Source organism: uncultured Arthrobacter sp. (assembly GCF_964021775.1).
In the GTDB taxonomy this organism is placed as follows: Bacteria; Actinomycetota; Actinomycetes; order Actinomycetales; family Micrococcaceae; genus Arthrobacter.
Genome location: NZ_CAXHZI010000022.1, coordinates 37,865 through 59,052, shown reverse-complemented (window position 1 = coordinate 59,052; position 21,188 = coordinate 37,865). Strand labels below are relative to the sequence as shown.

The following is a 21,188-nucleotide window of genomic DNA, read 5'->3' as shown; positions in this document are numbered from 1 at the left end:
AGGGCCTGATCGGGTTCGCCCTGCTCACCGCCGCGTTGTCCTGGTTTAACCAGATTTACCCCGCCCTTGGACGCAGACGGGCACTTGCTCTCCGCTTGCACCACCTGGAAGAAAACCACTACGCCGAAAACCTCGAAAATGTTCGGCCGGTCACCGGAAGCCGGGTACTTGAGCAGCTTACCGCCGGCATCACGCAAGCCCGGATCGACATGACGCAGAACGCCGAAACCTATTATTTCCGGGAAACGGACTCCAGGATAGCCCTGGCCGCCTCCATCGCATACGCAATCGCGCTCAGCGCCAAAGCCCAAAACTCCGCCCACCAGGACGTCCAACTCAACGGCCGGATTCTGCAAACCGCCGTTGACGACCTCGCACAGACCCTCAACAAGCAATTCGGCATCGCAGGCTCGTCCACCACAGAAATATTCAACTCCTTCACGCAGGATCATGGGCGCCCGGGACTGTGGAAATAACGGTGTATCTGGCTCGACACGCCGGGCGTTAAGCCTGGCGGGAAGGAGCCCGATATGGCCGCAAATCTTGAGGCTCTGACGAGTACCAAAACCACTGAAAACCAGACACAAATATCCGAGGCTGATGCTGCCCGCGAGCTGGTCAGAATGGCGAAGGAGCAGGGTCTGTCGCTGACCGGTCCGGACGGTCTCCGCGGGACCGGGAAGGCACGTTCGAACCGGTCATCGTGAAGAAGCGCCAGCGCCGCCTGACGGGGGTGGATGAGATGGTCCTTTCGCTCTACGGCAAGGGCCTGACCACGGGAGAAATCAGCGCGCACTTCGCCGAGATCTATGGCGCGTCGGTGTCGAGGGAGACGGTCTCGCGGATCACCGACAGGGTGCTCGTCTGGCAGAACCGGCCGCTGGACGAGGTTTGCGCCGCGATCTTCATCGACGCCATCGTGGTCAAGATCCGTGACGGGCAAGTCGCCAACCGGCCCATCTACGCCGCCATCGGCGTCACCCTGACGGGGAGAAGGACATCCTCGGGCTATGGGCCGGGACCGGCGGGGAGGGCGCGAAGTTCTGGATGAGCGTGCTCACCGACATCAAGAACCGCGGCGTGAAGGACACCTTCTTCCTGGTCTGCGACGGACTCAAGGGCCTGCCCGAAGTCGTGACGAATGTGTGGCCGTTGACAACGGTCCAGACCTGCATTCTGCACCTGATCAGGAACACCTTCCGGCTGGCCTCGAAGAAGGACTGGGACGGCCTCAAACGCAACGTGAAGCCCATCTACACGGCCCCGACTGCCGCAGCCGCCAGAGCGGCGTTCGAGGAGCTCACGGAGCGGTACGGCAGTAAATACGGGGCGATCGTGAGGCTGTGGAGAACGCGTGGGAGGAGTCAACGAAGGACGGCAACGCCTGGATAGTCAGCAGGCTAGCCAACACCGGGCCGAAAGGGGCAGTCTTAAGTCTCCAGCGTCGACGTACGGGTCCGGCTGCGCACCAAAAGGGGTCGGTGAAGTTGCCGGGCCACAACTGATTTTGGGGACAGGACTATGTGTCGCCATTGCCGTCTGCTTCCGGGCGTCAAGGTCGCGGGCGGAGACTTCCCGAAGGGTTTAGGTGACGCTGAGTTGGGTGTACATCCCGGCCGCGTAATGGCCGGGGAGGTTGCAGACCAGCTCATAGCGGCCCGGTGGCAGCGTGACGGTGACCCAGCCTGACGCGCCGGGCAAGATCCCCTGACCAGCACCGTCGGCGCAGGTATTCGACGCTTCCCCGAGACTGCCGGACTCATCAATTTTGGCGTCCCCGCCCATCGGGCGGGTGCCAGGTATCTGGCTCTCGGGAAGGGGAAGGATGACGAGTTCGTGGCTGATGGTGCCGGCGTTGGTGACCAGGAAAGACACCTGGCCATTTGCCACCGTGCTTCGGTCTGCCGTCATCGGCATGGCGCCGCCCATCATGCGGTCGGGCCGACCCATCATCGGACCGCCCATATTAGTCAGTGAAACGCTCACGACAGACCCGGGAAGACTCGGAGCCACGCACCGGGTCCGGGACAGAAAACCGGCGCCCCCGGGGTTCACAACACTGCCCACGACGCCGACCGCCACGAGCGACAGTGCGGTCAGAAGAACCACGGCTACGATCCCGAAGATGACCTGCCCGCGGCGGGAAAGTGTCTTCATTCCTGGCGCCTGAGCGCCGCGCGCCGGGCAGTGAACTCCTGCTCGTCGATTTCCCCGCGGGCGAAGCGCTCAGTAAGAATACGCTCCGCGTCGTGGTGTGGCGGCCGCTGCGCGGCCGGCCCCTCCCCCGGACGGGCACGCCGGACCAAGAGCACAACGACAGTTACCACTCCACCCCAGAAAATCAGCATCAACACGGCCATGGCCACCCACGCGCCGACACCCCAGCCATTCCCGTACCAGCCATCCATCATGATCAGACCTCCACTTGTAAAACTACGTCCGCGGCTCCTCCCGAAACAGGGCATAACGGCCCGGCGGGCATACATCGGCGCAGCACCGGCCGGGGCGTCGCTGAGCCGGACCATCGTCTGCGGGTCGATCGTCTGGATGACGGTCGCGTCGGCGCCGCGGCCGCGCCGGATGACGACGTTGCAGGGAAGGAGCAGTCCCATGTCCGGTTCCGCGGTGAGAGCGCGCTGGGCCAGGGCGGGATTGCAGACGCCCAGGATGAGGCAGTCGCCCAGGGCCTGTCCGCTCTCCTCCCCGAGCTTGGCCTCGAACGTTGCGGCAGAACCTCAGCCAGGCCACTGGCCACAACACCGTCTCTGTTCGGCTGCATGCCGGGCGTCGAGCCTTACCCGGATCGCGTGCTCTCGGAGTCGCCAGCGCCGTCGGATGGCCGTCTCAACGATCGTTGCGGCCCTGGACGCGCAGCTCCTGCGCAGGCTGAAATGAAAGGCCGCCCAAGACCGATGGACCCGGCGGACGCGGGGAGCACCCCGGGCCGGTATCCTTAAGTGAAACACGAACCACAGAGAGGGAGAAACACCATGACCGCTGCACTTTGCGCGCGAGCCATGGCCTTCCTCCGCTGTGCGTCGCTGCTGGCCGGAACGCTGGTCCTTATCGCCGGGATTCTCGGGATGCACATCCTGACCGGTTCCCACGGCATGCCGGCGTCCGCCGTTAGCCCGGGCACGGACTTGGCCCGGGCTGCGCAGGCTACTGCTGCGCCCATGACCGCACCGGATAGCGCCGCGGCCCGGGGCGCCACGGCTGCACAGGACACGGCCTCCATGACAGTGGGTTGGTGCGCGGCCCCAGGCGTATGCGCGACGATGTCCGCCATGGACGCCGTCTGCATCCCTTCCCCGGGCAATCCCCCGCTGGCGGTCCCGTCGCCGGGGTCCACCCCCTTTGCGGTTACCGTCCCGGCCCCATTGCGGGCTGGTTTCGCCCCCTACGCATACCTGCCCGGAAGTCCTTCCCCGGGCGACCTCTGCATCAGCCGGACGTAAACGGCTGAGTTGCGCCGTGTCCTGACCGCCGCATAAGCCTTTACCCTGACGTGCCCTGCCGGAACTCCGGCAGCATTGTCGTGCGCGTCGCCAGCCACCGGCTCCATGCGCCGGTTGATGTCTTGAAGGACCCCATTTCCATGAAGAAAATTCTGACCCTCTCCGCCGCGGCCATCGCAGCCGCGATCGCCCTGGCCGGCTGCTCCACCGGATCCGGCGGCAGCATGCCCGGCATGAACATGGGCGGATCCGGCATGTCCACGGATTCAGCCCCGGCCGCCTCGGACCACAACGCGGCGGACACCATGTTCACCCAAGGCATGATCCCCCACCACACCCAGGCCGTGGAGATGAGCGACCTGATTCTCAAGAAGCAGGGTATCGACCCCAAGGTCACAACCCTGGCCACCAGGATCAAGGCCGCACAGGCACCCGAAATCGAGAAGATGACGGGCTGGCTCAAGCAGTGGAACGAACCCGCCCAGATGGCCGGCGGCGACATGTCCGGGATGACATCCGGAACGATGAGCAGCGACGACATGACGAAACTGGACGCCGCGCAGGGCACCGAAGCGGCCAAGCTCTACCTGACCCAGATGATCGCCCACCATCAGGGGGCAGTGACGATGGCCAAAACCGAGGAATCGACCGGTAAAAGCGCCGATGCGGTCGCCCTGAGTAAAAGCATCGCCACATCCCAGGCAGCGGAAATCGAGGAAATGAAGAAACTGCTGGCCGCCCTGTAGCCAGCACTGCATGGCACCGGTCCCCGGGCGGGACCGGTGCCGCGGACCCATTACCCTCCCTCGATCTGGAGTCACCCATGCCCTTCCCCACCATCCTGCAGCGGCCCATTGCCGCAGCCACGGCTGCTGCCGGTCTGCTCCTGGCCCTCTCGGCCTGCACACCGGCCTCCTCTACCCCGGAATCAGCCCCGCCCTCCTCGTCGACAAACGACGCGGCGGCGGGCCTGCCCGGCACCCACGTCCATGGCCTCAGCGTTAACGGCGCAGCCGGTCAGGTGCTTCTGGCCACTCACGAGGGCCTCTTTGACGTGTCCAAGAAACCGGCCGTCAAAATTGGCCCCGCCAACGACCTGATGAGCTTCACCGCCGCCCGGGGCCAGGGCGTCTTCTACGCCTCGGGACACCCGGGCAAGGACTCGTCGTTGCCGAGCCCGATGGGCCTGATCAGGACCATCGACGGCGGCAAAACCTGGGAACAGCTCTCCCGGCAGAACGAATCCGACTTCCATGCCCTCGCCGCCACCAAGTCCGGGATTGTGGCTTTCGACGGGAACCTGCGCACCAGCACCGACGGCGCCACTTGGAAATCCGTCGCCGCAAGCTTTACCCCGGCAGCCCTTGCGGGGAATCCCTACAGCGACACCGTCCTTGCCACCACCCGGGACGGTGTGCAGCGTTCGACCGACGGCGGTGCCACCTGGACGCTGGACAAGGCCGCCCCGGTGATCCAGTTCGCCGCCTTTGCCAGCGCCAGGGAAGCCGTAGGGGCCGCACCCGACGGGACCGTGTATTACTCCGCGGACGCCGGCTCAACCTGGAAACAGACCGGCAAAATCCCCGGCGAGGTCCAGGCCGTCGCCGCCACGGAAGGCACGGATGGCAACCCCTGGCTCTGGGCCGCCACCCCCACCGGGCTGGTGGTGTCCACCGACGGCGGGGCCACGTTCCGGCCCTCAGACGCGGACTGAACCGATGGACATCGGCGGCTTCTTCGCATCTACGGTGACCTCCGGGGCCCTGATCATCGCCATACCCTTGGCTATGGCAGCAGGCCTGGTGTCCTTCCTTTCGCCATGCATCCTGCCCTTGGTACCGGGCTACCTCGGTTACGTGTCCGGGCTGACCGACCCGACCCAGCCGCATAACCGCCGCCGCGTTCTGGCCGGGATCGGACTCTTCGTACTCGGCTTCGCCGCCGTTTTCACCCTCTACGGAGCCGCCTTCGGCGCGATCGGGTCCTGGCTGCTGCGCTTCCAGGATGTCCTGATGCGCGGCCTGGGCGTGGTCGTGATCCTGATGGGCGCGTCCCTGCTCGGATTTGTACCCTGGCTTCAGCAGACCCGCAAGCTCACCCTCGGCCGCAGGACAGGCCTGGCGGGGGCGCCCCTGCTGGGCATCGTCTTCGGACTCGGCTGGACCCCCTGTATGGGTCCGACGCTGAGCGCTGTCCTGTCCCTGAGCGTCACCACCGCCAGCGCCGGACGCGGAGCACTGCTGGCCTTCGCCTACTGCCTGGGCCTGGGCATCCCGTTCGCCCTGACCGCCTTGGGTCTGAACTGGGTCAGCACCGCGCTGGCCTTCGTCCGCCGGCACATCCGGGTCGTCAACATCGCCGGAGCCTCCATGCTGATCATCCTGGGCGTCCTCATGGTCAGCGGACTCTGGGTGCAGTGGATCTATCAGCTCCAGAACCTCTCCGGAACCTTTCTCACACCCATCTAATATCTAGGCCCGTCACGGGCCCCACCGCGAAGGACTTCACATGAACAACCACACCGATCACCACCTCGGCCGGCGCCGCTTTCTGGGCCTGTCAGTCGCAACGGCCGCAGCGGCGGCCCTCGCCGCGTGCACCAACACGAAGGTCCCCACCGGCCTCCCGGACCGAGTCATGCCCGGAGACGCTATTGTCGCCGATTACGAAGTCCGCCGGGCGTTCAGCGGAAAAACTGTCACCCAGAAGCTGACAACCGAATCATTTCAGGCAACTGTCGCGGGGAAGCCGGTCACAACATGGGGCTACAACGGCGCGCTGACCGCGCCGACACTCCGGGCCAAGGCCGGGGACCGGCTCCAGGTATCACTGGCCAATAATCTGAAGGACGTAACTAGCATCCACTGGCACGGCCTGGCCCTGCGGAACGATCAGGACGGCGTTCCGGACGTCACCCAGGACCCAATCGCCGCCGGTGCCAAATTCACGTATGATTTCCGCCTCGCCCATCCCGGCACCTACTGGTACCACTCCCACGTTGAAATGCAGCGCGAGCGCGCCCTCTACGGGGCGCTGATCATTGAGGACCCGGCGGAGAAACTCATCTACGACCGGGACTGGGTCATCGTCCTCGATGACTGGATGGACGGCATCACCGGGACCCCGGACGACGTCCTGAAAGAACTCTCCGGCGGCATGTCCATGTCCGGGATGTCCATGTCCGGCATGGACATGGGTTCCTCCCCCTCCCCCTCAGGCGGCTCGATGGGCACGGGCATGAAGCATATGCTGATGGGTTCCCGCAGCGAATTCCTCGGCGGCGACGCCGGGGACGTCAGCTACCCGTACCACCTGTTCAATTCAAAAGCCCCGGACCAGGCCGAGATCCTGTCCGCGAAGACGGGTCAGGTCATCCGGCTGCGGATCATCAACGCCGCCGGAGACACCGCCTACCGCGTCGGCATCCCCGGCCAGAAACTCACCATCACCCACACCGACGGGTTCCCCGTCCAACACCAGGACGTCGACGCCGTCGTACTCGGAATGGGCGAACGCATCGACGCCCTCCTCACCGTCAAAGACGGCTTCACCCCCGTCATGGCGCTGCCCGAAGGTAAAACCGGGCAGGCACTGGGATTCATCAGCACTGGCACCGGCAAGCAACCCCTTCCCGCAACCCTGCCGGGCACGTTGGAGGGAACCGTCGTGGACGGCGGCCAGCTCAAAGCCGACCCCGCCGTCAACCTCAAGGACAAGACCCCGGACCGTACCCACGAAGTGCACCTCACCGGCGGGATGGCCAAATACGACTGGGGCATCAACGGCCACCGCTTCGACATGACCAAGCCGTTCGAGAACACCTTCGACATCAAGGCCGGCGAACGCGTCGAAGTGAAATTCATCAACGACACCGACATGTGGCACCCCATGCACCTGCACGGACACACATTCCAGATGGGCGCCGGGGGCGCCCGCAAAGACACCGTCATCGTCCGCGCCAAACAAACCGTCACAGTGATCTTCGACGCCGACAACCCGGGCCAGTGGCTCACCCACTGCCACAACGCCTACCATGCCGAACGCGGCATGATGGGCGTCTTCTCCTACATCAAATAAGGGACACCGACCATGAACACCCCTGTCGCAGCAGAACTGTTCTTCCCCTCCCCGGCCGTCAGCGCCTTCCAGCTCGGGCCGCTCACCATACGCTTCTACGCCCTCGCCATCCTGGCCGGCATCGTCTTCGGCGTCTGGCTCACCGCCCGTCGCCTCCGGGCCCGGGGCGGCACCACCGCCCAGACCCTGGACATCGTGGCCTGGGCGGTGCCCTCCGGCATCGTCGGCGGAAGGCTCTACCACGTCATCACCGACAACCAGCTCTATTTCGGACCCGGCAAAGACCCCTGGGGGGCGTTGCGGATCTGGGAGGGCGGCCTCGGGATCTGGGGAGCCGTCGCCCTCGGGCTCGTCGGCGCCGGCATCGGCGCCCACCGCGCCGGTGTCCCCTTCGCCGCGTTCGCCGACGCGGCCGCCCCCGGGCTGCTCCTGGCCCAGGCCCTGGGCCGCTGGGGCAACTGGTTCAACAACGAACTCTACGGCGAACCCACGGACCTGCCCTGGAAACTTCAGATCTACAAGATGGACATGGCCACCGGCCAGGCCCTGACCGGTCCCGACGGCACCCCGGAAATCCTCGGCTACTTCCAGCCCACCTTCCTCTACGAATCGCTCTGGTGCCTGGCCGCAGCATCGCTGCTGATGTTCCTGGACCGGAAGTACACGCTCGGCGCGGGGTCAATATTCGCCCTCTACATCGTGCTCTACACCGCCGGGCGCTTCGTCTTCGAACTGATGCGCTCGGACCCCGCCAACCTGATCCTGGGCCTGCGGATCAACACCTGGGTCTCCGGCCTGCTCTTCCTCGCCGGCCTCGCCCTCTTCCAGCGGCTCAGGACCCGTCCCCGCTCCGCCGTCCCACCCGCACCCGTCCAGAAGCACGACACTGAAGTGCCCGGCAAAGGAATCCCCGCATGAGCAACACCAGCAAACGCTCCTCCGAACATCAAGCCATCGTCGCCGCGATCCGCAGCCGGCAACAAGCCAAACAGCGCCGCTTCAACATACTCGTCTACGGCGGCTTCGGCCTGGTCCTGGCCGCTATCATCACCGCCGTCGCCTTAGTTGTTGCCGGGTCCGTCCAGGAACGAAACGCAGCCGCCGAAGCGGCCAAAAAACCCATCGACGGGATCCAGACCTTCGCCGGGCTGTCCCGCAACCACGTCCAGACCGCCGTCGCCTACCCCCAGCAGCCCGGCGCCGGAGGAGACCACTCCCCCGTCTGGACAAACTGCGGCATCTACACCGACCCCGTCAACGGACAGCGCGCCGTCCATTCCCTGGAACACGGCGCCGTCTGGATCACCTACAACCCCGGCCTGCCGGCAACCGAGATCACCAAACTCACCACTCTGGCCAAAAACAAGCCATACCTCCTGCTCAGCCCGGACAAGAACCAAACCACCCCCATCACCGCCACCGCCTGGGGCACCCAGCTGGCAGTCCAGGACGCCGCAGACCCGCGCATCCCCGCCTTCATCGGCGCCTACGCCCAATCCCCGAAAGCACCGGAACCCGGCGCGCCCTGCACCGGCGGAACCGCCGGCTAAGCACACCACCTCTCAAGCAAAAGGAAACCCATGAAGAAGTTCCATAGGCCCAAAGCAGCGGCCGACGCCGGGTCACGCTACCGCCGGCACCGGCTGTTCGTCCGGCTCGGCCAGGTCCTCATGGCCGCTGGCGCCCTGGTCGCCATCAGCCACTGGATCGCCCACCTCGCACCCACCGGACAAGGACCGGGCATCACCGAGGACATATTCATCGGCTACCCCACCGGCGGCGTGCTGATCCTCCTCGGCGCCATCATCGCCGGCCGCACCGAGACCGAGAAGCGCTGAACATGCCGCCCTGGGACGTTGTCCTGTCATCGTGGACCCTGAACTGGCCGGCCCTGGCACTCCTGGTCCCCGCCGCCGGACTGTATGCCCGCGGCCTCCGCGCAGCCAGGCGCCGCGGGATCCACTGGCCGAGGCGGCGGACACTGACCTTCTACGTCCTGGGCCTGGGCAGCTTCGCTGCGCTCAGTTTCGGCTTCACCGGCGTCTACAGCCACGACCTGCGCTGGGTCTTCACCCTGAAGATCACCTCATACCTGTTCATCGTCCCGCTCCTGGTCACCGCGGGCAAACCACTGACGCTTGCCAGGGAAACGCTGGGACCGGCCGGGGCGCAACGGCTCCGGATATCTCTGGGACACCCGGTGATGCGTTCGCTGAGCAATACCGTCGTGGCCGCGCTGCTGGGCCTGGGAATGTTCACCCTCTTCCTGACCCCCCTGTTCCATCCCCTAAGAACCGACCCGCTCTGGGACGTCGTCCTGACCGTTCTGGTGCCGCTAACAGGGATGCTGATGGTGGTGCCGATCATCGAAGACGAGTCGGCCAAGGCCGTCAGCGCGCTGATCATCGTCGAATTCATCTACGTGTTCATCGAACTCGTCGCTGATGCCGTGCCCGGGATCATGATGCGGATCAGTCCACAAATCCTGGACGGGGCAACCCAGGCCCTCACCGGGCATCCGGGCTGGCTTCCCGGACCGCTGCGGGACCAGCAGCTCGCCGGAGACCTGCTGTGGTTCCTGGCCGAAATCGTCGATGTGCCCCTGATCATCCTGATGTTCGTCAGGTTCGCCCGCAGCGACCGGAACGAGGCGACCTCCTTCGACAGCCTCACCAACGAACAGCTCGAGGCGCTGAACCGCGAACACCTCAGTGGTCCGCACGCACCCCGCGGCGGGCGCGATGCGTAGAGCCCTCTGCGCCCTGATTGTCCGGGGAACCGCGGAAAGCCCGCTCAGATGAACGCGGCGGGATTGACCGTCCGGCCGTTGACCATAACCTCGAAATGGAGGTGGCATCCGGTGGAGTTCCCGGTCGTCCCCACACCGGCGATCAGCGCGCCCGCGGCTACGACCTGCCCGACGGAGACACCGATGCTCGCCAGGTGGTTATACGTGGATTTCAAGCCGTTGCCGTGGTCCACAACGATCCTGTTTCCGCCGCCGTACTGGCTCCAACCCGCCTCGAGCACCGTTCCAGCACCGGCGGCGAAGACCGCGGTGGAACACGCCCCGGTTAAGTCGATCCCGGTATGCCACTCACCGGATTTTCCGGTCAGCGGGTTCACCCTGAGACCAAAGGGGGAACTGACATTCACGGAGGACAATGGCGCCCGCAACCCCATGCCCGGAACGGACGCCGGAGCCGGGCCAGCCCCCGGCCCGGTCGTTATTGGAGCCCCGGCCGACTGGGCGATTGGTGCAGGTGAAGCCTTCGGTGCAGGTCAGGAGCGGACGGCGGGCCGTTCAAAGGCGACGCCGGCGCCTGCGGCCGCCGTGACCGCTGGCTGTTCAGCTGCCGTTGCCGAGGCGGCCGGGCGTTTCTGGGCGGCGTTCAGGCGGTCCGGATCGGCCTGCGGTGCGGAGAGCATCGTCATGGCAATCAGCCCCGTGACTGTCGCGGCGGCGCCAAATCGCTGCCCACGGCTTCCCCAGACGGCGGACGGAAGGACGGCTGCCCTGCGGCGGCGCTTGGCAGGTGAGGACGCGGCAACAGCGCGGCGGCGACCGTGTATACGGTGGGAAGGCAAAACGCCAGTCCTCTCGGCGCCGGCGAAGTTAGCTGTCGGATTCGGACGAGTGGGCTGTCCGGCCCGCTCCGCCGGCCGCCGCACAGGCGTGTACTCACAGAGCCGGCTCAACCTCAAGGCGCGCTATGGCGCCGTTTGTGAGTCCTCCGCCGCCGCCAGAAGACTGAAAGTTCGTGGACCGCCGGCGGGGCATGGCGAAGCGGCCTCACGCATACCCGTGAGGGGTATGTATTGCGTCAACCCTATCCAACCTGGCCTCGAAGTTACAATTCCGTTATCAAAGGATCGCCATGCATAAACCCAGCCGCCGGACACCGCCCGCCCCCGCTCCCCGGGCTCTGGAGACATTTCCGGGTTTCTCCCGGCGCCGCCTGCTTTCGTCAGCTCTTCTGGGCGCACTGGCCGCCCCGGTTCTCGTAGGATGCGCCTCCGGCGACCCCCTCGCCCAGCAGGCCAAAGCCGGTGACAACAAGAACTACATCGCCGGGGACGGCTCCGTCACCGAATATGCAGCGGCCGAGCGGAAGCCACCGGTGGTAGTAACGGGCGAACAGTACGACGGGACGGTCGTTAACTCCAGTGACTGGGCCGGAAAAGTGATTGTCCTGAACTTCTGGTATGCCGCATGCGCCCCGTGCCGGCTCGAAGCTCCCCGGCTGGAAGCACTCTGGAACGAGTTCCAACCACAGAATGTCCTCTTCTACGGCGTGAACGTCCGCGACGAGGAAGCCGCCGCTGTCGCCTTCGAGCGGACCTTCGGAATCACCTACCCCAGCATGCAGGACAAAAACGGGGGCATTCTGCTGGCCATGACCCAGTACGTGCCGCCGCAGGCGGTCCCGACCACCCTCGTACTCGACAGACAGGGACGGGTCGCCGCCAGGATCCTCGGCCTGGCCGATCAAAGCATCCTCAAATCCCTCATCGCCGCCGCCGTGGCCGGCGGCTAGCCCGGAATCGTTTGCTCCAGGAATGCGGGGGAAGGAAGCGCGTGGGAGATCGGAAGGTCCTGGTGAAGATGCCCGAGTTAGCGGGTCGTTGGCCTCCAAGGGCCGCAGAGTTATTGTGGAGGCGGCGGCCGGCTCCAGCCCGCCGCTCACGTCACCACCAGCGACAGGAGAAGCACAATGAGCCATCACATCAGTGCGATGCTTGACGCCCACACGACGGAGCCGGGCTCCATCGAGAGGAAGAAACCCGCCGAATGCATCACTGCATGCTTTCAATGTGCCCAGGCCTGTACGGCCTGCGCTGACGCCTGCATGGGCGAGCACATGGTCGCCGATCTGACCACGTGCATCCGCACGGATCTGGACTGCGCTGACATCTGTGGCGCGACCGGCAGCGTCCTGTACCGCCAGACAGGAACCAACGAGGGCGTCCTCCGAGCGGTTCTTGAGGCCTGCCGTGCTGCCTGCGGCGCCTGCGGCGAAGAATGCGAGCGGCACGCGGACATGCACGAGCACTGCAGGATCTGCGCCGAGGCGTGCCGTCGGTGCGAAGCCGCCTGCACAGAACTCCTGGCAGCCCTGGCCTGAGCATCACCGATACGCGCCGAAGTCCGAAAGCCTGGCAACCCGCGGGTCTGAACTTTGCGCCCACGACAGATCCGGTCGGAACTTCACCTTCAGCCCGGACAAGGCCAGCGATGCCCGGACAGGGCCGGAGATGAACAAGACTAGCCAGTTCCGGTGTCCCGGTGGTGTTTCCTTGGCCAAATTCAGCTGCCCAAACGTTGGTCTGGAGTAACGTGAATATGTCAATCTGAACGGAGCCCGGCATGGCGGCCAGAACGGTACCCACCCCACGACTCGCCAAACACTAGGGGACGCCCTGGACATGCTTCGCGTTAGGCGTGAAGATCATGGGCTTCCTATGTTTCCGATGCTCGACATGCGAGGCTTCATGCCATGGGAAAGCCATTGGTATTCAGAAATGCCCCTATTGCCGGACTGAGTTTCGTCCGTAGGGCTGCTGTCCTTCTTTCCCTTACGCTAGCGGCTACTGGGTGCTCCTCTGAAAGCCCGTTAGCTGCTTCCGCCGAGCCATCAACGACCAAGGCTGAATGTGCATCACCCTCGCGAATCGTAAAAAGTGCTGTCAACGGTACCGAAGTTGAGGGTTCGTCCAAGGACGGAATCACACTGTATGGCCAGGATCAGTCGGAAGGATTCCTTCTGGCCTCTGATACTGAAAAGAAGATTGTTTGGCGCATCAGCGGCTCGGGCCAGCCAGCCGTGACGGTGACCCGACCCGGCGGCGACGAATCGGGTCTGGCGTGGGGTCCTGAATTCCACTCATCAAGCAACTACGCCCGCCCCGGCGATGAATACGGCACTGCTCTAGTAGTTGACCAGCCAGGATGCTGGAATATCAAATTCACCAGGGACTCCCGAACCGCTAATGTTTGGCTGCAGGTGGGCACCTGATCCTCACCGGCTCACGAGCCGGCTGGTGCTCTAGGGGGCTGCCTGCCGGGCGAGTGTGGCAGCGAGGCGGTAGGAGTCGGTGCCGGTTTCGATGATGGTGCCGTTGAAGGTGAGCCGGTCAACGATCGCGGCGCAGAGGCGCGGGCCGGTGAAGGTCTTGGTCCAACCGGAGAACGACTCATTGGAGGCGATCGCGGTGGAGTTTTTCTCTTCGCGTTCGGTCAGGACCTGGAAGAGGAGTTCGGCGCCGCGCCGGTCCAGTTCCATATAGCCCAGCTCATCAATACACAGCAGGTCCACCCGCCCGTAGCGGGCGATGGTCTTGGCGAGCATCTTTTCGTCGGCGGCCTCGACGAGTTCGTTCACGAGCCGGGTCGCGAGGGTGTATTTGACCCGGTAGCCTTTCTCCGCCGCGGCGGTGCCGAGGCCGATGAGCAGGTGGGATTTCCCGGTCCCGGAGTCCCCGATAAGGCACAGGGGTGCGCCTTTGCGGATCCATTCCCCGGTCGCGAGGGTATGGATCGTGGCGGGGTTGATGTTCGGGTTTGCGTCGAAATCGAAATCCCCCAGCCACTTATCCCGAGGGAAGTTCGCGGCTTTGACCCGGCGGATCGAGGAGCGCCGGTCCCGGTCATCACACTCGGCCAGCAACAGCTCGGCCAGGAAGCCTTGGTAGGAGAGCTGTTCCTTCCCCGCAACGGTGAGGGCTTCGTCCAGGACCGCCCTCACGGTGGGCAGACGAAGCCGCCGGCAGGCCTGGTCCACGGCCGCCACCGCGGCTTGCTCGGTGAGCCCGCGCCGCCGGCGCAGGGTCGGGGTGATGGTGGTGGCCGGTGCGGTGGGGCTCATGAGATGTTCTCCTTCGACACGGTTCCTGCAGGGTGTTCGGTGCGTTTGGCCAGCAGCTCGTCATAGGCGCTGACCGAGGGCAGCGGCCGGGTATCGGCCGGGAGCCCGGCGATGACCGCTGCCGGGTCCATGAGCCGGCGCTGGGTGAGGCTGACAACCCGGTGCACTTTCGTCTCAGCAAGTGCACCGGGATGACGGTCCGAACCGGACCCACCCCGGGAGGGCATCGTGGCGTGTCGGAGGGCTTCGACGGCAACGACGTCGGCACTGACAGCACCGACTTCCAGCGCCGCACTGATCCCGGCCTGGATTTCGGATGCGTCCAGGGAGCGGTGGAGCAGGAGCACGTCGATGAGTTCCCGGGTGCCGTCGGCATCGCCGTTGACTCTGCGGGAGGCGGCCCAGAACGCCTCGTGGGCGGAGGTGAAGGCCCCGGACTGGCGGGCCCGGGCCAGGGCGGTGGAGCCGGGCAGGGCTCCGGGTTTGGTCTTGAGGACCTCGAGGTAGTGGTCCAGCTGGACTGAGCACCCGGAGCGGGCCGCGACCCGCTGATGCCTGGCAGCCACGGCGCGGCCGTCGAAGACCACGACCTCGGAGGCCCGCAGCGAGACCCGGACCTTCCGGCCGATGAACCGTGCCGGGACCGAGTACTTCACCATCCGCACCGTGACCATTGAAGACCTGTCCACCCGCGGGTTCAACACCAGCCCCGGATCAAAGCCCTCCACCGGCAAGGGTGCCAGGAAGGGCTGCTCGGCGGCGAAGTCCTGCCCGATCGTGCGGATCCTGTCATTGATCCGCCGGGCATCGTCTTGGGCTTCCCAATCCCGGATGCGGTCGTTGAGCTCATCCAGGGATTCAGCGACAGGCATTGGGGAGAGCCGGTTGCGCCGGAACCAGCCCACCTCGCCCTCAACGCCGCCTTTCTCGTGCGCCCCGGCGATGCCTGGCTGGCAATAGAACGCATCGAAATTGTAGAACGATCTGAATAGCACCCACCGGTCATTTTCCTGACGCTGCCGGCCCTGGCCGAACACCACGGCCGTGACCGCGGCGGTGAGGTTGTCATAGCGGATGTGCCTCACCGGCACCCCGCCGATCTCGTTGAACGCCTCGATATGGCCTTCCAGGAACGCTTCCTGGGCCTGGGTGGGGTAGATCCGGTGGATGGCCTTGCCCGAATGCGAGAGCCGGAAGACGAACATGTGGCACTTCGTCTTCACTCCGTCCAGCACCACCCAGACTTCCCCGAAATCCACCTCGGCCTCCGCACCCGGGGCGTGTTCCTGCGGGATGAACGCCTCCACCCGGCGCCCGGCCTCCACATCGATCTGCGCCCGGCGGATGCGCACATAGTCACGCACGGTCGAATACGAGAGCTCCCCCGCGCCGCGCTCCTCAATGAGCCGGGCCAGGATCCGGCGCGCGGTATGGCGCTGCTTCCGCGGCGCCGTCGTGTCCTCGATGAGCATCGCATCGATCGCCGGCTTGATCCAGCCGGGGCGAGGACCTCTGAGGGGTTTTCCGCTCCGGCGGGACCGGGCAGTTCAACGCCGTCCGCACGGTCTTTCTCGCCACCTGATGTCTGCGCGCAAGCTCTCGGATCGACACGCCCTCGACTCGGGCGTCCCTTCGGATTCTCGCGAACAACTCCACTCTTGACCCCATCCCGGCCCTCCTGCAGTTGACCTCCACAATGATGGGATCAACGCTCACAGGTGGGTACCATTCAAGCCGTCATTAGCTCCGGCATGTCCCGCAGGTGGGTACCGTTCTGGCCGTCCTAACGGGCTCCGTTCAGATTGACATATTCAGTAACGCCTGCGCTGGCGGCGTTCACCGGGTGAAGCCCTTAGTCTGCGGTGTCGCCGGCATCTCCGGCGTCACTGAGCTGCCCGCGGTAGCGAACACGCCGGATCCGCCGTGTCATGGACACCATCAGCAGAATGACGGCGATGACCATGAAGGCCGTCATCACGAAGCCAAGAAGCCCGGGCGTAATCTGGTCAGCAGTCAAGCCAGCACGAAGGCCCCCATCGCCCGGGGACGGGGACGGCGACGGCGCCGGCGACACAGTCAGGACCGTGAGTCCGCGGGCCAGGAACACGGCCATCAATCTCGACCCCACACCAGATTGTCTCCCGATGCCGGGTCATGCCAAAAAGCAGGAGCGAGTTGGCGGCGTGTGCGGGTACTTCCAGAGCCGGTGCTCATAACGGAGTGTCCTTGTCGGTTGTGGAGACGTGAATCAGGATCCTGGCTTGTCCCGCTTTCGCCCTCCGGAGAGCCGGCGGGTTTGGGCTCCGGGCATACGGAAACAATACCGGTCAGCCGGCGTGAGCGAGGACGACACAGACGGCGCTACTTCGTTACTGCTCGTAGATTCGCGCCCGCGGGTTCAAAGCCGATATGTTGCGTGTCGGCTTACCGCCCGTCCCCTGTAGCACTGCCGGCCCGGGAACGATGGAAGACTCCCCCGGGCGATTCTCCCGGCGTGTCACCAGGCACCATTTGCCGGCCTTACGCAAAAGTCCCGTATTCTCGGTCGGGTCCCCTGCTGCGAAGGTCATCAAGCATGCGTTCCATCTCCGGAGTTACACCGGGTCCGTCTTCCCTTCCGTCGCCCGGCCCCCGCCGTGTCAGGTTCGCCGTCCGCGTCTTGGTGGCCGGCCTCCTGTTCAGTGCTTTGGGTGGCGCGGGGGCGCAGGCTGAAAATCTGCAGGACACGCAGTCGCAGCTAGAGGATCAGGCGGCACAAGTCCAGGAATCGTTGGAGTTCGTGGACTCGTCGCTCGTTGCCACCGCTTCGCAGCTTGCCACCTACCAAGCCCGGATGCCGGCGGCAGAGCAGACGGTCGCCGAAGCGCAGTCCCGGGTGGCAGCCGCGGCCCGTGAAGTCGATGCATATACCCTGCGCATATCCGCCGCCGAACAGACACTGGCCGACATAGACCGCGAACTGGGACAAAGCCGGAAGGCGATGGCGGAGAGCCAGAAGATGGTAGGACAGATAGCTACCGATGCCTACAAACGCGGAGGCATACCCCAAGACCTCAGCCTCTTCTTCGGCACCGGAGACCTGGCAGAAGCCGCGGACAGTATCAGCCACACCGAACAGGCCCTGAAGGCCCAGAATGCTGCCGTCTCCGAAATCCGGGACAAGAGATCGGTGGATGAGAACTCCCAGAACAGGCTCTCAGCAGTGCGCCAAGAAATTGCGAACCTGAAGCAGCAAGCCGAGACGGCCCTGAAAGCTGAGCAGGCCGCCCGGGCCAAAGCCACCGCCGCCAAAGAAGACCTCGATCAGCTGATTACATCGACCACAGCAACGGCACAAGATCTAGCCGCCAAGAAACCTCAGATCATGGCCGAACTGGCGTCCGTCAAAGCCCAGCAGCAGGCCATCGCGGCTCAAATTGCTGAAAACCAACGCCGCGAACGCGAAGCCTGGCTGGCCGAGCAGGCGGCGAAGGCCCAGGCCGCTGCCCGGACCCCGCAGGGACAGAACCCCGCCCCGCCGCAGGCTCCTGCGCCAGGGAATCCTTCTTCGTTCGGGATCAGCCGCCCTTTTGGCGCGGGAGTTCCGATCACGTCCGGCTTTGGCTGGCGCGCTACTCCTCCGGGGACGATCGACTTCCTGGGCACGGGCAGTTATCTCCACTCCGGTATTGATTTCGGTGTGGGTTGCGGCACCCCGGTCTATGCTGCGGCCTCCGGAACCGTCACGACTGCCGGCTGGACCAACGGCGGCGGCGGCTTCACCGTCATGGTTTCCCACGGCGTGGTCCAAGGCAACGCACTCACCACGATCCTGTACCACAACAGCAGCGTCACTGTATCGGCCGGGCAGAGGGTGGACAAGGGCCAACTCATTGCCTACTCGGGCAGCAGCGGAAATTCCACGGGATGCCACGCTCACTTCGAAACGTGGCTCAATGGATCGCCTGTGGACCCCATGGGCCTTCTCTGACCCGTCCCGTGCCCAAAAGCAGCGTTGGCCGGAGACAGCCGGTGACTCACCTGCGTGGAGGCCCGGCCGGGCGCTGAAGCGGTGTGCAGCAGCGGCTTGTAAACTGAGGAACATGCCGCTGCCGAAAACCCCGCTCTTCGACCAAGCGGCGACGTCCGGCGGAATCCCGAAGTTCATGGCAGTCAGCATCACAGTCGGCGTCCTCGCCGGGCTGTTCATCGTGAAGCGGCGATGTGCCGTGTCGAACGGCGGGGTCATATGGGTGCGGGCCTGACCTGCTGCCGGCAGACCCGGACGCATCCTAGGCTATATCTGTGAATACCGGAGATATCTGGGTCACCGATCCGGCGACCCTGCGCGACGTGGTCCTGGACCGGGGAGCGGTGCACGCGCTGCTCGGAGATTGCACCCCTCTGGAACAGGTGTGGATCCTTTCCCTGCTGGGGCGGGACGAGGAAGCAGTTGCCGCCGGCCTGGCCCTGCTGGCCGCCGCCCCGGACCGGCTCCGGCCGCTGCTCGTACTCGCCCAGACTTATCAGCGCCAGTACTGCTGGCACGATGCGGCGAGACTGCAGGAAGAGGCCATGCGGCTGACCCGCACGCCTGCTGCAGAAGCCCTCGTCCGCCACCACATCGGCAGACGGCTCTTCGATGAAGCCCGGTACCGTGATGCCGCGGCCGAATTTGAGTGGGCCCAGGATCTCTACCGGGCCGCCGGCCGGGAGCGCCTCGCACGCGACTCCGCGCGGGCCATGGACCGCGCACGCGAAGTTTATGGGCAAGCCGCATTTCCGGACGGCCAGCAAGTGTGAGGATCCGCAGGGGGGAACTTCACCCGGTAGGGCTGCCCACGCCGGTAAAGCCCACCCCTGCACGGCCTTTTGCTAAGTTCCAGTCCTCTGCTTCACCGGTGGATCCGGGCCCCGACAATCCACGCTGTCACGTCGCAACTTCCACTATCGATTCTTTGCGCGGAACTGAGTTACGCAACGTTCTGAGTATGGCAATCTGAGCGGGACCCACTAGGACCGGGTTTGAACTGTCGTTGCTTTCCTACAACCAATGCGACTCTTGAAATGCTCAGGTGTTGCGACGATCTTTAGAATCCGCCCTGACATATTCAGCCCTGGTGGTATTGGCGTCGTAGCCGGTGTGGCAGGAGGTCGATTTCGTGGCCGTTGTCCTCCACACGGACGCTGGTGACGTCGGCACAGGGACGCTGCCCAAGGACGGTCAGCAGTGTGTTCGGCCTGAGTCCGAGCTCGCCCTCAGTTGACTCTAGAGCCAGCCGGTCGGGTCGACGACTTCACCGTTGACGTCCACCTCGAAGTGGAGGTGGCAGCCGGTGGAGGCGCCCGTGGTTCCACTGAAGGCCACAACGTCCCCCCGGGACACTCTCTGCCCCTTGGTCACGTTGAAGGAAGACAGGTGATTGTATGTGGTTTTCAGGCCATTGCCGTGGTCCACGACCACGCGGTTGCCTCCGCCGTACTGGTCCCAACTTGCGAAGGTGACGGTGCCGGCGGCGGCGGCCAGGACGGAAGTGCCGCACTGGGCCACGAGGTCCACTCCCCGATGGAAGTCCCCTGAGCCGCCCGTGATGGGACTGACCCGGTACCCGAACGTCGAAACCGTGGTCATCGCAGCGAGCGGAGCGCCAAGAGTTCCAGCGGAAGCCGCGCGGGTGATGGCACCGGCCGACTGCGCACTGAGTAGCTGTTTCAGCCTGCTGTCCGGGTCCGCCTGGGTGACCACGGGGGAGCGGCTGAACTCGATCCGGGCTCCGGCCGCGGCGGAAATTTCAGGCTGTGGCGCGGCGGAAACGACTGACGCGGCCTGGCCGGGTTCCTGCCCGGCCATCACCGGGCCAGTCACCGGAACGGTCACGGTGAGTACCAGGCCCGTTGCTGCCAACACGATACCGGCCTTCTGGCCGATGCCGCTGGCTGCGGCGAAATCTGTTATCTGGCGGAAGGGTCCCCGGCGACGGCGTGCTTCCCGCTGCGGATCGCGGGGCCTCTCCGCGGTAAAAACCTCGGCCACCCGGGGCGCCGAAGCGGGGCCTGTCGCCCGGCGGCGGCCTCTGGAGTATTGCATGGCCAAGATTTGTCCCTCTCTGGATAGCCTGCGAAGTTAGCTGTCGGATTCGGGGCAGAGAGTTCAACGACCCGATCCGCCGTAACAAGCACTTTGCGCAGAGATGCCCCGTAAGGATCCTTAGCTGGAAGAGGGCTTGCTGCTGACGGACTTCACCCCAAGGCAGACCTGCGACTGCCAGTTGTGGCTTCCCCGCCTTTGCCAGTTGGTGACTCGTACACCTGATCCGCTGGCAGAGCTCGGCTCCGGATCAGGTAGCGCTTTGGTATCGACGGTCAACTATAGCTGACAACTCGCACCGTAATAATTCCCTTATCTATGCGGAACGGCCGTCACTGCGCCGGTGAGCGCTACTAGTAGGGCTGGCGTCTTCGGCGTTGCAGGGTCATGGCATTCGCGCATGCAGTGCACAATGATGGCGATGACGACGGTTAGGCCGGATCCTCGTCATACGTGAGGTAGGAATTCGATGGCGAGGGCAACATTATCCAGAGCCAGGGTGCTCGTCCTTGCGGCTCTGATCCTGGTCGTCCTTACGATTACTGCTGTGGTGCTGCTGCTTGCCGCAGCCGAGCACAGACCGGATCGTCGATTGCCTCCCTGAGTACCACAACGTTTCTGGTCCAGACAGGGATTGCATTCCCAACACACCCGGATCCGCGCCGTCATCCTGATTCAGCTTCGGCCATCGACTCACGCACGTGGGGACGGCTAGGGGCG

The 21,188-nt window shown here is 65.0% G+C and carries 21 protein-coding genes, 4 pseudogenes and 1 riboswitch; of the genes and pseudogenes, 16 read left to right on the top strand and 9 right to left on the bottom strand.

The window, feature by feature from the left end; translation table 11 throughout:
- Positions 1 to 476 (top strand): annotated as a pseudogene (locus ABIN76_RS15155) (two pore domain potassium channel family protein); the annotation flags it as partial.
- A gap of 54 nt (positions 477 to 530) precedes the next feature.
- Positions 531 to 1,364, top strand: a pseudogene (locus tag ABIN76_RS15150) (IS256 family transposase); the annotation flags it as partial.
- A gap of 220 nt (positions 1,365 to 1,584) precedes the next feature.
- Here the strand turns inward: ABIN76_RS15150 and ABIN76_RS15145 are convergent.
- The 3 genes and pseudogenes from ABIN76_RS15145 to ABIN76_RS15135 form a co-directional block, all read right to left on the bottom strand.
- Complete coding sequence (locus tag ABIN76_RS15145) at positions 1,585 to 2,157, bottom strand: sulfocyanin-like copper-binding protein (protein ID WP_346960497.1); 573 nt, start codon at positions 2,155 to 2,157, stop codon at positions 1,585 to 1,587.
- A complete protein-coding gene (locus tag ABIN76_RS15140) occupies positions 2,154 to 2,348 on the bottom strand; it encodes an SHOCT domain-containing protein (RefSeq protein WP_346960501.1) in 195 nt (64 codons plus the stop codon). The genes ABIN76_RS15145 and ABIN76_RS15140 overlap by 4 nt, the downstream gene beginning before the upstream one ends.
- Before the next feature lie 150 nt (positions 2,349 to 2,498).
- Positions 2,499 to 2,726: pseudogene (locus tag ABIN76_RS15135) on the bottom strand (DUF302 domain-containing protein); the annotation flags it as partial.
- Positions 2,727 to 3,598: 872 nt separating this feature from the next.
- Between ABIN76_RS15135 and ABIN76_RS15130 the strand changes: the two are divergent.
- From ABIN76_RS15130 to ABIN76_RS15095, 8 genes are all read left to right on the top strand, one after another.
- The gene (locus tag ABIN76_RS15130) at positions 3,599 to 4,204 is read left to right on the top strand and encodes a DUF305 domain-containing protein (protein WP_346960496.1); all 606 of its coding nucleotides are present in this window, start codon (positions 3,599 to 3,601) and stop codon (positions 4,202 to 4,204) included.
- 77 nt (positions 4,205 to 4,281) lie between these two features.
- The gene (locus tag ABIN76_RS15125; RefSeq protein ID WP_346960495.1) at positions 4,282 to 5,172 is read left to right on the top strand and encodes a F510_1955 family glycosylhydrolase; all 891 of its coding nucleotides are present in this window, start codon (positions 4,282 to 4,284) and stop codon (positions 5,170 to 5,172) included.
- 4 nt (positions 5,173 to 5,176) lie between these two features.
- On the top strand, positions 5,177 to 5,926 hold the full coding sequence (locus tag ABIN76_RS15120; protein ID WP_346960494.1) for a cytochrome c biogenesis protein CcdA: 750 nt from the start codon (positions 5,177 to 5,179) through the stop codon (positions 5,924 to 5,926).
- A 40-nt stretch (positions 5,927 to 5,966) separates the two neighbouring features.
- Positions 5,967 to 7,535: a multicopper oxidase family protein gene (locus ABIN76_RS15115; protein WP_346960493.1), complete on the top strand. Its 1,569-nt coding sequence runs from the start codon at positions 5,967 to 5,969 to the stop codon at positions 7,533 to 7,535.
- 12 nt (positions 7,536 to 7,547) lie between these two features.
- Positions 7,548 to 8,453: a prolipoprotein diacylglyceryl transferase gene (gene lgt / locus ABIN76_RS15110; protein WP_346960492.1), complete on the top strand. Its 906-nt coding sequence runs from the start codon at positions 7,548 to 7,550 to the stop codon at positions 8,451 to 8,453.
- Complete coding sequence (locus ABIN76_RS15105; RefSeq protein ID WP_346960491.1) at positions 8,450 to 9,085, top strand: DUF3105 domain-containing protein; 636 nt, start codon at positions 8,450 to 8,452, stop codon at positions 9,083 to 9,085. Before lgt ends, ABIN76_RS15105 begins: the two co-directional genes overlap by 4 nt.
- A gap of 30 nt (positions 9,086 to 9,115) precedes the next feature.
- Positions 9,116 to 9,373 (top strand): hypothetical protein, encoded by a 258-nt coding sequence (locus tag ABIN76_RS15100; protein ID WP_346960490.1) that lies wholly within the window; start codon positions 9,116 to 9,118, stop codon positions 9,371 to 9,373.
- 2 nt (positions 9,374 to 9,375) lie between these two features.
- Positions 9,376 to 10,284 (top strand): cytochrome c oxidase assembly protein, encoded by a 909-nt coding sequence (locus tag ABIN76_RS15095; protein WP_346960489.1) that lies wholly within the window; start codon positions 9,376 to 9,378, stop codon positions 10,282 to 10,284.
- A 44-nt stretch (positions 10,285 to 10,328) separates the two neighbouring features.
- Here the strand turns inward: ABIN76_RS15095 and ABIN76_RS15090 are convergent, their stop codons facing one another.
- Positions 10,329 to 10,661 (bottom strand): M23 family metallopeptidase, encoded by a 333-nt coding sequence (locus ABIN76_RS15090; protein ID WP_346960488.1) that lies wholly within the window; start codon positions 10,659 to 10,661, stop codon positions 10,329 to 10,331.
- 156 nt (positions 10,662 to 10,817) lie between these two features.
- On the bottom strand, positions 10,818 to 10,970 hold the full coding sequence (locus ABIN76_RS15085; protein ID WP_346960487.1) for a hypothetical protein: 153 nt from the start codon (positions 10,968 to 10,970) through the stop codon (positions 10,818 to 10,820).
- Between the two features lie 443 nt (positions 10,971 to 11,413).
- On the opposite strand from ABIN76_RS15085, the gene ABIN76_RS15080 reads away from it, so the two are divergent.
- From ABIN76_RS15080 to ABIN76_RS15070, 3 genes are all read left to right on the top strand, one after another.
- Positions 11,414 to 12,073 (top strand): TlpA disulfide reductase family protein, encoded by a 660-nt coding sequence (locus ABIN76_RS15080; RefSeq protein ID WP_346960486.1) that lies wholly within the window; start codon positions 11,414 to 11,416, stop codon positions 12,071 to 12,073.
- A gap of 177 nt (positions 12,074 to 12,250) precedes the next feature.
- Positions 12,251 to 12,661: a four-helix bundle copper-binding protein gene (locus ABIN76_RS15075; RefSeq protein ID WP_346960485.1), complete on the top strand. Its 411-nt coding sequence runs from the start codon at positions 12,251 to 12,253 to the stop codon at positions 12,659 to 12,661.
- Between the two features lie 372 nt (positions 12,662 to 13,033).
- Positions 13,034 to 13,552, top strand: a complete 519-nt coding sequence (locus tag ABIN76_RS15070; protein WP_346960484.1) for a hypothetical protein — start codon at positions 13,034 to 13,036, stop codon at positions 13,550 to 13,552.
- Between the two features lie 30 nt (positions 13,553 to 13,582).
- Here ABIN76_RS15070 and istB read toward each other — a convergent pair whose 3' ends face one another.
- From istB to ABIN76_RS15055, 3 genes and pseudogenes are all read right to left on the bottom strand, one after another.
- Positions 13,583 to 14,401: an IS21-like element helper ATPase IstB gene (istB, locus tag ABIN76_RS15065; RefSeq protein ID WP_346960483.1), complete on the bottom strand. Its 819-nt coding sequence runs from the start codon at positions 14,399 to 14,401 to the stop codon at positions 13,583 to 13,585.
- A pseudogene (gene istA / locus ABIN76_RS15060) lies at positions 14,398 to 16,069 on the bottom strand (IS21 family transposase). Before istA ends, istB begins: the two are co-directional and overlap by 4 nt.
- 184 nt (positions 16,070 to 16,253) lie before the next feature.
- Positions 16,254 to 16,418: a hypothetical protein gene (locus ABIN76_RS15055; RefSeq protein ID WP_342451796.1), complete on the bottom strand. Its 165-nt coding sequence runs from the start codon at positions 16,416 to 16,418 to the stop codon at positions 16,254 to 16,256.
- Between the two features lie 558 nt (positions 16,419 to 16,976).
- Between ABIN76_RS15055 and ABIN76_RS15050 the strand changes: the two genes are divergently transcribed.
- From ABIN76_RS15050 to ABIN76_RS15040, 3 genes are all read left to right on the top strand, one after another.
- Positions 16,977 to 18,371, top strand: a complete 1,395-nt coding sequence (locus ABIN76_RS15050; protein ID WP_346960482.1) for a peptidoglycan DD-metalloendopeptidase family protein — start codon at positions 16,977 to 16,979, stop codon at positions 18,369 to 18,371.
- Positions 18,372 to 18,483: 112 nt separating this feature from the next.
- Positions 18,484 to 18,645 (top strand): hypothetical protein, encoded by a 162-nt coding sequence (locus ABIN76_RS15045; RefSeq protein WP_346960481.1) that lies wholly within the window; start codon positions 18,484 to 18,486, stop codon positions 18,643 to 18,645.
- 40 nt (positions 18,646 to 18,685) lie between these two features.
- Positions 18,686 to 19,183, top strand: coding sequence for a hypothetical protein (locus ABIN76_RS15040; protein ID WP_346960480.1), 498 nt, complete (start codon positions 18,686 to 18,688; stop codon positions 19,181 to 19,183).
- 466 nt (positions 19,184 to 19,649) lie between these two features.
- Here ABIN76_RS15040 and ABIN76_RS15035 read toward each other — a convergent pair whose 3' ends face one another.
- Positions 19,650 to 20,468, bottom strand: a complete 819-nt coding sequence (locus ABIN76_RS15035; RefSeq protein WP_346960479.1) for a M23 family metallopeptidase — start codon at positions 20,466 to 20,468, stop codon at positions 19,650 to 19,652.
- 10 nt (positions 20,469 to 20,478) lie between these two features.
- A riboswitch (cyclic di-AMP (ydaO/yuaA leader) is annotated at positions 20,479 to 20,723 on the bottom strand.
- Positions 20,724 to 21,188 lie beyond the last annotated feature (465 nt).